The 13,385-nt window shown below is 71.3% G+C and carries 10 protein-coding genes; 4 read left to right on the forward strand and 6 right to left on the reverse strand.

The annotated features are described in order from the left end of the window. Positions 1-15: 15 nt before the first annotated feature. Positions 16-1,221, reverse strand: coding sequence for a CobW family GTP-binding protein (locus tag ABT354_RS20745; RefSeq protein ID WP_351495833.1), 1,206 nt, complete (start codon positions 1,219-1,221; stop codon positions 16-18). Between the two features lie 11 nt (positions 1,222-1,232). Continuing rightward, on the reverse strand, positions 1,233-2,408 hold the full coding sequence (locus tag ABT354_RS20750) for a citrate synthase/methylcitrate synthase (protein ID WP_351495835.1): 1,176 nt from the start codon (positions 2,406-2,408) through the stop codon (positions 1,233-1,235). Between the two features lie 163 nt (positions 2,409-2,571). Between ABT354_RS20750 and ABT354_RS20755 the strand changes: the two genes are divergently transcribed. From ABT354_RS20755 to ABT354_RS20765, 3 genes are all read left to right on the forward strand, one after another. Next, on the forward strand, positions 2,572-3,900 hold the full coding sequence (locus ABT354_RS20755) for a citrate/2-methylcitrate synthase (RefSeq protein ID WP_351495837.1): 1,329 nt from the start codon (positions 2,572-2,574) through the stop codon (positions 3,898-3,900). 164 nt (positions 3,901-4,064) lie between these two features. Beyond that, complete coding sequence (locus ABT354_RS20760; RefSeq protein WP_351495839.1) at positions 4,065-5,732, forward strand: sensor histidine kinase; 1,668 nt, start codon at positions 4,065-4,067, stop codon at positions 5,730-5,732. Further along, positions 5,729-6,511 (forward strand): DUF7342 family protein, encoded by a 783-nt coding sequence (locus ABT354_RS20765; RefSeq protein ID WP_351495841.1) that lies wholly within the window; start codon positions 5,729-5,731, stop codon positions 6,509-6,511. The genes ABT354_RS20760 and ABT354_RS20765 overlap by 4 nt, the downstream gene beginning before the upstream one ends. A 75-nt stretch (positions 6,512-6,586) precedes the next feature. Here the strand turns inward: ABT354_RS20765 and ABT354_RS20770 are convergent, their stop codons facing one another. Beyond that, positions 6,587-8,704: a DNA gyrase/topoisomerase IV subunit B gene (locus ABT354_RS20770; protein ID WP_351495843.1), complete on the reverse strand. Its 2,118-nt coding sequence runs from the start codon at positions 8,702-8,704 to the stop codon at positions 6,587-6,589. Positions 8,705-9,138: 434 nt separating this feature from the next. Between ABT354_RS20770 and ABT354_RS20775 the strand changes: the two genes are divergently transcribed. After that, on the forward strand, positions 9,139-9,369 hold the full coding sequence (locus tag ABT354_RS20775; protein ID WP_003956119.1) for a DUF7455 domain-containing protein: 231 nt from the start codon (positions 9,139-9,141) through the stop codon (positions 9,367-9,369). A 111-nt stretch (positions 9,370-9,480) separates the two neighbouring features. Here the strand turns inward: ABT354_RS20775 and ABT354_RS20780 are convergent, their stop codons facing one another. From ABT354_RS20780 to ABT354_RS20790, 3 genes are all read right to left on the reverse strand, one after another. Further along, positions 9,481-10,296, reverse strand: a complete 816-nt coding sequence (locus ABT354_RS20780; RefSeq protein WP_351495845.1) for a serine protease — start codon at positions 10,294-10,296, stop codon at positions 9,481-9,483. A gap of 172 nt (positions 10,297-10,468) precedes the next feature. After that, positions 10,469-12,016 (reverse strand): RNA polymerase sigma factor, encoded by a 1,548-nt coding sequence (locus ABT354_RS20785; protein ID WP_351495847.1) that lies wholly within the window; start codon positions 12,014-12,016, stop codon positions 10,469-10,471. Positions 12,017-12,396: 380 nt separating this feature from the next. Next, a complete protein-coding gene (locus ABT354_RS20790; protein ID WP_351495849.1) occupies positions 12,397-13,284 on the reverse strand; it encodes a FadR/GntR family transcriptional regulator in 888 nt (295 codons plus the stop codon). Between the last annotated feature and the right edge of the window lie 101 nt (positions 13,285-13,385).

Consider the following 13,385-nt stretch of genomic DNA (forward strand, 5'->3'; position numbering starts at 1 on the left):
CCGTGGCCCGGTCGCTCAGGGCCGGGCCGAGGGCTCCGCGTACCACTCGGGCTCCTCCGGACCGGGGTCGTCCGCCTCCGGACCGAGGCCGTCCGCCTCCGGACCGGTGACATAGCGCAGTACGCCCCACATGCTCCGCTCATCGGCGACATCCTCCGCGGGACCGGTCACCCGGGTGTGCTCCAGCGCCTCACCGAGGGCCGGGGCGTCGATACCGGAGCCGATGAGCACCAGTTCGGAGCGGCGCCGCGCGCCCGGGGGCCAGGGCTCGGGGTGGAAGCGCAGAAACCGGCCGACGGCGTGGACCGCGTAGCGGTTGCGCGGATCCCGGGCCCCGAAGTCCACAAACCCCTTGATCCGGTACAGCCCGCGCGGCCGGGAGTCCAGGAAGTCCAGCAGCCGCCGGGGGTGCAGGGGCCCATCGGCGGTGAAGTCCACGCTGTCATAGGCGGCGTGCAGATGGGCGGAGTGGTCGTGGCCGGTCTCCTCCGGCTCCAGCAGATCCTCGAAGGCCAGCTGGCCCACCCGCTCCCGGCCCGGCCGGGGGTCGAAGAAGAGCGCGGGGTCGACCCTCCCGTGCACCGACTCCACGACCGCCGCCGCCGGAGCGACCGCCCCGAGCGCGGCCCGCAGCCGCTCCCGGGCCGGGGGGTCCACCCGGTCGGTCTTGTTGAGGACGACGAGATCGGCGACGGCCAGATGCCGGTCGATCTCCGGATGCCGCTCCCGGGTGGCGTCGAACTCGGCCGCGTCGACGACCTCGACCAGCCCCCCGTACACGATCCGTTCGTTCTCCCCGGCGAGCACCATCCGCACCAGCTCCTGCGGTTCGGCGAGACCGCTCGCCTCGATCACGATCACATCGAGACGGGCGGCGGGCCGGGCCAGCTTCTCCAGGAAGACATCCAGCTCGGAGCTGTCGACGGCGCAGCAGAGACAGCCGTTGCCGAGGGAGACCGTGGAGTCGCCGAGCTGGCCGGCGACGGTCATGGCGTCGATCTCGATGGAGCCGAAGTCATTGACGATGGCGCCGATCCGGGTGCCCCGGCAGGTGCGCAGCAGATGGTTGAGGAGGGTCGTCTTGCCGGAACCGAGGAATCCGGCGAGAACGACGACGGGGATCCGCCCGGCCGCCGGGGCGACGGGGACCTCTGGGACGGCAGCGGCCTCCGGGGCGGCAGATGTGCGGGCGGGCGGGGCGGTGCTGGTGGGACGGGTCATCCGGGGGTCTCTCAGACGGCGGGCACGGGCTGCGGCGGAGGCGGGCCGACATAGCGGGCCGCCGGTCGGATGATCTTCGAGTCCGCCGCCTGCTCCAGGATATTGGCGCTCCAGCCCACCACCCGGGCCGCGCAGAAGGTGGGGGTGAACATCTCCCGGGGCAGCCCGCACAGCTCCATGACCACGCCCGCGTAGAACTCCACATTGGTGTGCAGCTCCCGCCCCGGCTTCAGCTCGGCCAGCACGGCGACGACCTCCTTCTCCACCTGGACGGCGAACTCCACCAGCGGCCCGCCGAACTCCTGGGCGATCGAGCGCAGCATCCGCGAGCGGGGGTCCTCGGTGCGGTAGACGGGGTGGCCGAAGCCCATGATCCGGTCGCCCGCGAGGACCCGCTCGGTGACCCAGGGCCGGATCCGCCCGGGGGTGCCGATGGCGTCGAGGGTGTCCAGGGCGCGGCTGGGCGCACCCCCGTGCAGGGGCCCGGAGAGGGCGCCGATGGCACCGGTCAGACAGGCGACGACATCGGCGCCGGTGGAGGCGATCACCCGGGCGGTGAAGGTGGAGGCGTTGAAGCCGTGGTCCACGGTGGCGATGAGATAGCGCTCGATCGCCCGTGCGCGGTCGGGCGCGGGTTCGGTCCCGGTGAGCATGTAGAGGTAGTTGGCGGCGTACGGCAGGTCGTCCCGGGGCTCCACCGGCTCCAGCCCCCGGCCGAGCCGGTGGAGCGCGGTGAGCAGGGTGGGGACGGCGGCGCAGGCGGTCAGCGCGTCGGCCCGGCGGGCCTCGGGGTCCAGGTCGTACCCGGGCCGCATCCCGGTGGCCGCCCCGAGCAGCGAGAGCGCGGTCCGCAGCCCCGCGAGCGGCCCGGCGGGCGCACTGGCGCGGGCGATGGCGGGGAGCGCGGAGCGCACCTCGGCGGGGAGCCGCCGCAGCGGCGCGGTGGCGGCGTGGAAAGCGGCCCGCTCGGCGGCGTCCGGCAGCCGGCCGTGGACCATCAGATGCCAGACGTCCTCGAACCCCCGGACGGTGGCCAGGTCGACGGCGGAGTACTGGCGGTAGTGGTAGAAGCCCTCACGTCCGCGCACATCGCCGAGGGCGGTGTCGGTCACCACGACGCCCGCGAGTCCACGGGGTACGGCGACGCCTTCGGAGGTGGCGGTGGCGGTGGTGTCGGCGTTGTTCATGGGGAGCATCGGTCTCCTCTGTCGGACCCCGGGGCCGATCGAGCCGGCCCCGGGTGGGGTCCATCGAGCACTTCCTCAAATATTGATTCGACTCTCCATCCTTGACTCGATCAGTGTCAATATTGATTGAATCAATGTGTATGGGGGTGGGTACGGTGTCCCCATGACGGATCAATCGGCGCACGCGGCACGGCTGACCACCCGGGAGGCCGCCGAACGGCTGGGAGTGAAGCCCGCGACGCTGTACGCGTATGTCAGCCGGGGCCTGCTGGACAGCCGGCGCGACCCCGGCGGCCGGGGCAGCACCTTCGACCCCGAGGAGGTCGACGCGCTGGCCCGGCGGAACCGCCGGGAGAGCGCCCCGGGCACGGAGGTCACCCAGCGGATCCGTACCGGTATCACCTTGATCGACAAGGACCGGTACTACTACCGGGGCGTCGATGCCACGGAGCTGGCCCGGCTTCACTCGTACGAGACCGTCGCCGAATGGCTGTGGACGGGACGGCTGCGGCCGGGGATCCGTTTCACCGCCCCGGCCGGGGCCCTGGCGGCGGCCCGGCGCGCGGTCGCCGCGCTGCCCCCGGCGAGCGGCTCGGCGGACCGGCTGCGGGCGGCGGCGGTCGCGGCGGCCGTCACCGACCCGGTCCGCTTCGACCTGGGACGGGACGCGGTGCTGGGGAGCGCCCGGATGCTGGTGCCGACCCTGGTCGACGCCCTGCCGCCGCTGGGCGGCCCCTCCGGCTCCCGTGCCGGTGCTTCCGGTACCGCCGGAGCCTCTGGTGCTTCCGGGAATCCCGAGACCTCCGGTACTTCCGGTACTTCCGGTACGGAGTCCATCGCCCGGCGGCTGTGGGCGCGGCTGACCCCCGCCGAGCCGGACCCGGCGGCCGTACGCGTCCTCGATCTGGCCCTGGCGCTGCTCATCGACCACGATCTGGCCGCCTCCACGCTGGCCGTCCGGGTGGCGGCCTCCGCGCACGCCCACCCGTACGCGGTGGTCTCCGCCGGTCTGGGCGCCCTGGACGGCCCGCTGCACGGCGCCGCCGGGGGGCTGGCCCACCGGATGCTCACCGAGGTGCTGGAGCGCGGCAGCGCGGCGGCGGTCGTCGCCGACCATCTGCGGGCGGGCCGCCCGGTGCCGGGGCTCGGGCACCGGCTCTACCCCGGGCGCGACCCCCGTGCCGAGGCGCTCCTCACCGCCCTGGAGGCGATCCCGGCCGCGGCTCCCGCACTGGCGGCGGCCCGCGAGGTGGAGGCGGTGACCGCGCGCCAGATGGCGCTGAACGCCAATGTCGATCTCGCCCTGGGGACCCTCTCGGCCGGGTTCGGGATGGCCACCGAGGCGAGTGAGACGATCTTCGCGGTGGCCAGGACGGCCGGCTGGATCGCCCATGCCCTGGAGGAGTACGGGGAACAGCCCCTGCGGCTGCGGCCCAGCGGCCAGTACATCGGCCCGCGCCCGCCGCGCCCCCTGCCCGCGCCGGAGATCTGACCGCCGGAGATCCGACCGCAGGAAATCTGGCCACCGGAGGCCCCCGGCCGGGGGCGGCCACCGGGGCGGACCGGGCCGCTGAGCAGGGGCGGAGCCGGGCCGGAGCCGATCCGGAGCAGGGGTGGATTTCGGAAAGGCCATCCCGCCGTCTACCGTTCATAGACATGAGCCCGGAATCGACCGCCCCGCCCCGCCGACGGCGGATCGGCTGGCCGCAGCGGGTGTTCTCCCAGGTCCTGCTGATGCAGCTGGCCATCGCCACCGGTGTCACCGTTCTCGCCACCGGCTTCTTTCTCGCGCCGCTCTCCGCCCAGCTGGACGACCAGGCGATGCGCAGGGCCCTGGCCATCGCGCAGACCGCCGCGTCCCCGCAGGTCGTCGAGGCTCTGACGACCACCCGCCCCACCCCCACCGGACCGGCCCAGGCGGAGGCCGAGCGGATCCGGTCGGCCACCGGGGCCGAGTATGTCGTGATCATGGACATGAGCGGGGTCCGCTGGTCCCACACCTCCCCGCAGCAGATCGGCCGGCTGGTCTCCACCGACCCCAGCGCCGCGCTCGCGGGCCGGGAGGTCATGGAGATCGACAGCGGCACCCTCGGCCGCTCCGCCCGGGGCAAGGTCCCCCTGCGCGGCGAGGACGGACGGATCATCGGCGCGGTCTCCGTCGGCATCGAGTACGACAGCGTGCGCGACCGTCTCTTCTCGGCCATCCCCGGTCTGCTGCTGTATGCGGGCGGGGCGCTGGCCGCCGGGGCCATCGCCGCCTATCTGATCTCTCGCCGACTGCAACGGCAGACCCATGACCTGGCCTTCTCCGATATCTCCGCACTGCTGGCGGAACGGGAGGCCATGCTGCACGGCATCCGCGAGGGTGTGGTGGCCCTGGACGCGAACGGCCGGATCCGGCTGATGAACGACGAGGCCCAGCGGCTGCTCGGGCTGGAGAACGACGGCCGGGGGCTCCCGCTCGGCCAGGTGCTCGGCGAGGGGCGTACCACCGATGTCCTGGCCGGACGGGTCACCGGCGAGGATCTGGTGGCCGTCCGGGGCCACCGGGTGCTGATCACCAACCGGATGCCCACCGACGACGGCGGCGCCGTCGCCACCCTGCGCGACCGCACCGAGCTGGAACGGCTGGGCCGGGAGCTGGACTCCACCCGGGGCCTGATCGACGCCCTGCGCGCCCAGGACCATGAGCACGCCAACCGGATGCACACCCTCCTCGGCCTGCTGGAGCTGGAGATGCACGACGAGGCGGTCGACTTTGTCACCGAGGTGGTCGGGGTGCACCGGGCCACCGCCGAACAGGTCACCGAGAAGGTCCACGACCCCCTGCTCGCCTCCCTGCTGGTGGGCAAGGCCACCGTGGCCGCCGAACGCGGGGTCTCCCTGCGGATCGCCCCCGCCACCCTGCTCCCGGACCGGTTGGTGGACCCGCGCGGCCTGGTCACCGTCGTCGGCAACCTCGTGGACAACGCCATGGACGCGGCGGCCGGTTCGGCCGATCCCCGGATCGAGGTCGAGCTGTCCTGCGCGGGCCGTACGGCGGTCCTGCGGGTCGCGGACAGCGGCCCCGGTGTCCCGCCCGAGCGGCGGGAGGAGATCTTCACCGAGGGATGGACCACCAAGGAGCTGCCGTTCCACGGCAAGCGCGGTCTGGGCCTCGCCCTGGTCCGCCGGCTCGCCGAGCGCCAGGGCGGCAGCGCCCAGGTGCGCGACGCGGAGGGCGGCGGCGCCGAGTTCATCGTCGTCCTCCCGGAGGCACTGACGGAACTGGCGGACCCCGAACCGGAGCCGAGGCCCGCCACGGCAGCGGAGGCAGAGCGATGAACAGCGGTACGGTCAACAACGCCACGGCCGCCGGGGCGGTGGGCGCCGCCCCGGGGCAGGGCTCCCGGGACACGACCCCGCACGGCGGCGGCGACCGGCCCATCGAGGTCCTGATCGTCGACGACGACATCCGGGTCGCGGGCATCAACGCCGCCTATGTCGCCAAGGTGCCCGGCTTCCGGGTCTGCGCCGAGGCCCACTCCGCGGCCGAGGCCCTCGCCCGGATCGCCGACTCCCCCGCCGACCTGGTCCTCATGGACCACTATCTGCCGGACGGCAATGGCCTGGCCGTCGTCCGGGAGCTGCGGCGGCTCGGCCACCACACCGACGTGATCATGGTGACGGCCGCCCGGGACGTGGCCACGGTCCAGGCGGCCATGCGGCACGGCGCCCTCCAGTACCTGGTCAAACCGTTCAACTTCGCCGGCCTGCGCACCAAACTGGAGGCGTACGCGGGACTGCGCCGCACCCTGGGCGGCGGCGGCGAGGCCGAACAGGCCGAGGTGGACCGGATCTTCGGCGCCCTCTCGGCCGGCTCGATCGCCCCCGATCTGCCCAAAGGGCACTCACCGACCACCGCCGAGGTGGTGCGGCAGGTCCTGCTGACCGCCGAAGGGCCGCTCTCCACCCAGGAGATCGCCGAACGGGCGGGGGTGAGCCGACAGACCGCGCAGCGCTATCTGAAGCTGCTGGAGCGGACGGGCCGGGTGCGGCTCAGTCTGAAGTACGGCGAGACCGGCCGCCCCGAGCACCGGTATCTCTGGTCCGCCCGCACCTGACGCCTCCTCCCGCCCCGCCCGGACGCCTGAGGGCCCCCTCGGGCATCGAGGGGGCCCTCAGGTACGGGAGAACGCTCAGGCGTCGATCCGGGAGCGGTCCAGCGTCGCGGCGGAGCTGGTGATGAACTCCTTGCGGGGCGCGACCTCATTGCCCATCAGCAGGTCGAAGACCTGCTCGGCCGCCTCCAGATCCCCGATGTTGATCCGGCGCAGGGTGCGGAAGCGGGGGTCCATCGTGGTCTCCGCCAGCTGGTCGGCGTCCATCTCACCGAGACCCTTGTAGCGCTGGATCGAGTCCTTGTAGCGGATGTTCTTGCGCTGGTACTCCAGCAGGGTCTGGCGGAGTTCGTTGTCCGAGTAGGTGTAGACGTACTTGTCCTGGCCCCGCTTGGGCTGGACCAGCTCGATCCGGTGCAGCGGCGGCACCGCGGCGAAGACCCGGCCCGCCTCCACCATCGGGCGCATATAGCGCTGGAAGAGGGTGAGCAGCAGACAGCGGATATGGGCGCCGTCCACATCGGCGTCGACCAGCAGCACGATCTTTCCGTAGCGGGCCGCGTCGATGTCGAAGGTCCGGCCCGAACCGGCCCCTATCACCTGGATGATGGCCCCGCACTCGGCGTTCTTCAGCATGTCCGAGACGGAGGACTTCTGAACGTTGAGGATCTTGCCGCGGATCGGCAGCAGCGCCTGGAACTCGCTGTTCCGGGCGAGCTTGGCGGTACCGAGCGCCGAGTCCCCCTCGACGATGAAGAGTTCGCTGCGCTCCACGTCGTCGCTGCGGCAGTCGGCCAGCTTCGCGGGCAGCGAGGAGGACTCCAGGGCCGTCTTCCGGCGCTGTGCCTCCTTGTGCTGCCGGGCCGCGATCCGGGTACGGGCGGCGGCGACGGCCTTCTCCAGCACCGCGCGGGCCTGGGCCTTGGCGTCGCGCTTGGTGGAGGTGAGGAACGCCTTCAGCTCGCGGGAGACGACATGGGCGACGATCCGGCTGGCCGCCGAGGTGCCGAGGATCTCCTTGGTCTGGCCCTCGAACTGCGGCTCGGCGAGGCGCACGGTGACGACCGCGGTCATCCCCTCCAGGGCGTCGTCCTTGACGACGTCGTCCTCCGCCACCCTCAGCAGCTTGGCGGAGCGCAGCACCTCATTGACCGTCTTGGTGACGGCGCGCTCGAAACCGGTGACATGGGTGCCCCCCTTGGGGGTGGCGATGATGTTGACGAAGGAGCGGACGGTGCTGTCGTAACCGGTGCCCCAGCGCAGCGCGATATCCACGACCAGCTCACGGGTGACCTCGGTCGGGGTCATGTGTCCGCGGTCGTCGAGGACCGGGACGGTCTCCTTGAAGGTGCCCTGGCCGGTCAGCCGCAGCACATCGCAGACCGCCTTGTCCTGGGCGAGGTACTCGCAGAACTCGCTGATGCCGCCGTCGAAGCGGAAGATCTCCTGGCTCTTGCCCTCGCCCTCCAGGTCCCGCTCGTCGCGGACCACGATGGTGAGGCCGGGGACGAGGAACGCGGTCTGGCGGGCACGCTGGTGGAGCCCCTGGAGGTCGAGCCGGGCCTCCTTGAGGAAGATCTGCCGGTCGGCCCAGTACCGCACCCGGGTACCGATGCGGTTCTTGGGGACGCGCTTGCCCTTGCGCAGTCCGCTCGCCGGGTCGAAGGGGGAGTCGGGACCCTGCTCGGTGAAGATCCCGGGCACACCGCGGCGGAAGCTGATGGTGTGGGTGGTGCCGTTCCGGTCGACCTCGACGTCGAGACGGGCGGAGAGCGCGTTGACCACGGAGGCGCCGACGCCGTGGAGGCCGCCGGAGGCTGCGTAGGAGCCGCCGCCGAACTTGCCGCCGGCGTGCAGCTTGGTCATCACGACCTCGATACCGGTGAGCCCGGTCTTGGGCTCCACGTCCACCGGGATGCCCCGGCCGTTGTCGCGGACCTCGACGGAGCCGTCGTCGTGCAGGATCACCTCGATGTGATCGCAGTAGCCGCCCAGGGCCTCGTCGACGGAGTTGTCGATGATCTCCCAGAGGCAGTGCATCAAACCGCGGCTGTCGGTCGACCCGATGTACATGCCGGGTCGCTTGCGGACCGCCTCCAGGCCCTCCAGGACGAGCAGGTGCCGCGCGGTGTAGTTGGAGCCGTCACGCTCTGCGGTCAGCAGCGCTGTCGACGGCACGGACGTTTCGGCGGTCACGCGGTTCGCTCCTCGCTGAATTTCAGATGTGGCCCGGTGGGGTAAGGCCCGGCGTCGGTCGCCCGCTGAGAGGGTACCGACCCCTGGTAGAGCGGTTGTCACGCCACCCTGGTGATTCCACATGCTAGTCCAGGGTCGCATGGGTGTTCGATCCCTCGATGGGGTGACGCGAACATCACGTTCCCTTTCGCGCATGAACCATTTAGGCTCCGGGCACGTCCTCAAGAACAACCGGCAGCCAGCCAGGAGGGCCCCCAACGAGACAAGCAACGCGAAACCCGTAAAGCACAGCAATACGGCCCATTCGCCGCCAACCGGCAGCAGCCAGCCCCCCGCGAAGAAATTTTCGAGGAAAAGTCCCGAGCGGGAACGATTTGGGACTGGTTGGATGTTGACCCTGGTACGACAGCTCGTCGAGCTAGAGAAGAGGCGACGTGACTACTGTTCTGACCCCCGCGAGCCCGCTGACGGCCGCTGATCGCTGCGACCGCTGCGGCGCCCAGGCATATCTGCGCGTCGTCCTGACCAGCGGCGGTGAGCTGCTCTTCTGCGCCCACCACGGACGCAAGTTCGAGCCGGAACTCAAGAAGATCGCCGCGGAAATACAGGATGAGACCGACCGTCTGACGGCAGTCCCGGCCGGAGCCGGTCACGAGGATCACTGACACCTCACATCCACGACGAGCGCTGGCCGGTCCAGGATCGGTCGACGGGCGGTCGTCCCCTCGGGGGCGACCGCCCGCTCGTGTGCCCGGACCCCTCCGCCGCGGGGCCCGTCAGGGCAGCCGTACCGCCGAGACCCGGGTGTAGACACCGGGGCTGTCGGCGAGGCCGCAGCCGCTCCCCCAGGAGACCAGGCCGATCAGCCTGCCATCCGCCACCAGAGGGCCTCCACTGTCCCCCTGACAGGCGTCCCGCCCGCCCCGGGGGTCGCCGGCGCAGAGCATCGTGGCGGGGACGTAGCGCCCCTCCAGGCCCCCGGGATAGGCCCGCAGGCAGGTGGCGTCGGGCAGGACGCTCACCCGCGCCGCCCGCAGGGAGAGCGCGTACCGGCCCTCACCGGTCGTATCGCCCCACCCGTACACCGACGCCGTGGTACCGGGTGAGTACACGGGGTCACCCGCGGCGGCCACCGCGATCACCCGGGAGGCGGGCAGCGGCTCCGCCAGGGTCAGCAGCGCCAGATCGGCACCGTTGGTGACCGGGTCGTACTCCGGCGAGACCCAGGTGCCCGTCACCGGCACCTCGACACCCCCGCCGCCCGACAGATCGGTCCGCCCGGCGATGATCCGCAGATCGGGCACCTCCCGGACGTCCTGGCCCAGCACCGCGCGGCTCAGACAGTGGGCGGCGGTCATCACCCGGGTCGGCGCCACCACCACCCCGCCGCAGAACTGACCGGAGCGTGTTCCCCCGAACCGGTCACGACTGGAGAGCGCGACCACCCAGGGACTCTCCGCTGCGCGTACCGGACGGCCGCCCACGACCACGCTGTCGGCGGCGGCGGGCGCCGGCACGGCCAGCGGGGCCAGCACCCCCGTGGGGAGCAGGGCCAGCACCCCGGTCAGGGCTCGGAGGAGGGGACGGCGCATCAGTTCTCCTGACTCTTGGCGACAGCAGAGGCACTCAGCGTCATCCAGTAGACCCCCATCCGCACTCCCGGACACGGCAAAGGCCCGGATCCCTGGTGGAATCCGGGCCTCTGACGACCGGTACGAGCGGTCCCGGCCTCACCGCCGGAGCGGCTGGCCGGGTGTCCGTCTCCTAGTCGAGGTAGTCGCGCAGAACCTGCGAACGGGACGGGTGGCGCAGCTTGGACATGGTCTTGGACTCGATCTGGCGGATGCGCTCACGGGTGACCCCGTACACCTTGCCGATCTCGTCCAGGGTCTTCGGCTGGCCGTCGGTGAGGCCGAAGCGCATGGAGACCACGCCCGCCTCACGCTCGGAGAGGGTGTCGAGCACCGAGTGCAGCTGCTCCTGGAGGAGGGTGAAGCTGACCGCGTCCGCGGGGACGACCGCCTCGGAGTCCTCGATCAGGTCACCGAACTCGCTGTCGCCGTCCTCACCGAGGGGGGTGTGGAGCGAGATCGGCTCACGGCCGTACTTCTGGACCTCGATGACCTTCTCGGGGGTCATGTCGAGTTCCTTGGCCAGCTCCTCCGGGGTGGGCTCGCGGCCCAGGTCCTGGAGCATCTGGCGCTGCACCCGCGCGAGCTTGTTGATGACCTCGACCATGTGCACCGGGATACGGATGGTGCGGGCCTGGTCGGCCATCGCGCGCGTGATGGCCTGACGGATCCACCAGGTGGCGTACGTGGAGAACTTGTAGCCCTTGGTGTAGTCGAACTTCTCGACGGCACGGATCAGACCGAGGTTGCCCTCCTGGATCAGGTCCAGGAAGAGCATGCCGCGGCCGGTGTACCGCTTGGCCAGCGAGACCACGAGCCGGAGGTTGGCCTCCAGCAGGTGGTTCTTGGCGCGGCGGCCGTCCTCGGCGATGATCTCCAGCTCGCGCTTGAGCTTGGGGGCCAGCTTGTCGGAGTTGGCCAGCTTGTCCTCGGCGAAGAGACCGGCCTCGATCCGCTTGGCGAGCTCGACCTCCTGCTCCGCGTTGAGGAGCGGGACCTTACCGATCTGCTTCAGATAGTCCTTGACCGGGTCGGCCGTGGCACCGGCCACCGCGACCTGCTGCGCGGGAGCGTCGTCCTCGTCCTCGTCGGAGAGGACAAAGCCCTTGGTCTCGCCCTCGGTCTCGTCCTCTTCCTTGCCTCCCGGCTGGACGTCGTCGAGCAGCTCCTCGCCCTCGGCCGGCTCGTCCAGATCCTTCTTGGCGCTGGTCTTCTTGGCGACCGTCTTCTTGGCGGCGGTCTTCTTCACCGCGGCCTTCTTGGCGACCGTCTTCTTGGCGGCGGCCTTGCGGGCGGGCGTGGCGTCGTCCCCCGCGGAGGCGTCGGCACCGGCGGCCGGGGTGGCGGCGGCCGCGACCGTCTTGGTCGTGGTCGTCGTCCTGGCGGCGACGGTCCTGGTGGTGGTGCGCTTGGCCGTGCTCTTCGCGGCGACACTCTTGCGGGTTCGCTTGGGGGACTCTGCGGCGCTGACCATCAGCGTCACCCCCTCTTCCTCAAGAATCTGGTTGAGGCTGCGCAGAACATTCTTCCACTGGGTTGGCGGAATCTGGTCGGCCTCGAAGGCGCGACGCACGTCATCGCCGGCGATCTGCCCATCAGCCTTTCCCCGCTCGATGAGCGCCATCACAGACTCGGACTCGGCGATCTCCGGCGGGAGCGTACGGGATGTGCTGGCCGACACGAACAACCTCTCGGAACGATGGAAACGGCTTCCGGCTCCGCCCATGATCGGGTCGGAGCCGACGACCACCGGGCTTGGGATGTGGCCGGTGGCGCGGGGCGCAACCTCTGGCTGGAACAACAACAGCGCCGAAAACGGCTGCCGTATTCCCTCCTCGGCTGTCACCTCTTAAGTCATCGCCCTGCCCCGAGGAGCGTTACGCCCAATCCACGTGGCCCGAGTCACACCCCATTGCGGGCAATTTACGATCAATTACAGCTAACCGGACAGATCGGATGGCCGAATCCGCCGTCCGGAACGCCCACTCGTGCCGCCGGACCCCCAGGGTGCCCGGCGACACTCGGTGCGCGCGCCTCCGCGCCCCCGGCCGCGCGCCGGGCTCAGTGCTCGCGCGGCGCCGGGACCACACGCTCCACTTCCGGGTGGACCGTCAGCAGCTGCCGCATGGCGGACTCGGCCGCGTGGGCGTCCCCCGCGGCGAGGGCGTCGGCGATCCGGGCGTGGTGCGCCAGGGATGCCTCATGCGGCCGGTCACACCCCGTGACCGGACCCCCCGAGACCTGGAGGGCGGCGGAGACGATCCCGGAGAGGTGCTCCAGCATGCGGTTGCCCGCGAGCTGGATGAGCAGGGTGTGGAACTCGGCGTCGGCGCGGGAGAAGGTGATCCCGTCCCCCTGGGCGAGCGCATGGCCCATGATCTCGACCATGTCGCCGAGGCGCTGCTGGACGTCCTCCCGGCCGTGACCGGCGGCGAGCCTCGCGGCCAGCGGCTCGATGGTCCAGCGCAGCTCGCTCAGCTCACGGCGCTGGTCGTCGCGCTGCGGGCCGAACGCCCGCCACTCGATGATGTCGGGGTCCAGCAGATTCCAGTCGCTCACCGGCCGGACCCGGGTGCCGACATTGGGGCGCGCGCTGACCAGGCCCTTGGCCTCCAGTACCCGCAGGGACTCACGGACGACGGTGCGGGAGACCTCGAAGCGCTGGCCGATCTCCTCGGGGACGAGTGGCCGGTCCGCGCCGAGATCGCCGGAGACAATCATCTGGCCGAGCTGCTGGACCAGTTGGCCGTGGAGCCCGCGGCCCCGGCTGCCCGCGGCCCGGCGGCCGACCCGGCCCAGCTCCGTATCGGATCCGTCCCAAGCGGGCGGTCCCACACGGTCGCTTCCCGGCGACTCCGTGTAGGGGTATCGGTCGAGTTCGCCCGGACCGGCGAGGCCGGAGTCGGCGGGACGGGCGGCGGTCATCATGGTGTGCGCAAGGGTACTCACGCATCCTTTGTCGGCCCGGCTTCCACGGCCCTTGAGGTCTTTGGTGAAAAGCACACGAAAGGGTGATCGGCGCTTCCCCCACAATTGACGCCTTATCGGAA

It is taken from the genome of Streptomyces sp. NPDC000594 (assembly GCF_040299965.1).
Taxonomy (GTDB): Bacteria; Actinomycetota; Actinomycetes; order Streptomycetales; family Streptomycetaceae; genus Streptomyces.

What these genes read in the sequence shown, in the direction of transcription:
- ABT354_RS20745 (WP_351495833.1), bottom strand. Translation starts at nt 1,221, where the DNA reads ATGACCCGTCCCACCAGCACCGCCCCGCCCGCCCGCACATCTGCCGCC.
- ABT354_RS20750 (WP_351495835.1), bottom strand. Translation starts at nt 2,408, where the DNA reads ATGAACAACGCCGACACCACCGCCACCGCCACCTCCGAAGGCGTCGCC.
- ABT354_RS20755 (WP_351495837.1), top strand. Translation starts at nt 2,572, where the DNA reads ATGACGGATCAATCGGCGCACGCGGCACGGCTGACCACCCGGGAGGCC.
- ABT354_RS20760 (WP_351495839.1), top strand. Translation starts at nt 4,065, where the DNA reads ATGAGCCCGGAATCGACCGCCCCGCCCCGCCGACGGCGGATCGGCTGG.
- ABT354_RS20765 (WP_351495841.1), top strand. Translation starts at nt 5,729, where the DNA reads ATGAACAGCGGTACGGTCAACAACGCCACGGCCGCCGGGGCGGTGGGC.
- ABT354_RS20780 (WP_351495845.1), bottom strand. Translation starts at nt 10,296, where the DNA reads ATGCGCCGTCCCCTCCTCCGAGCCCTGACCGGGGTGCTGGCCCTGCTC.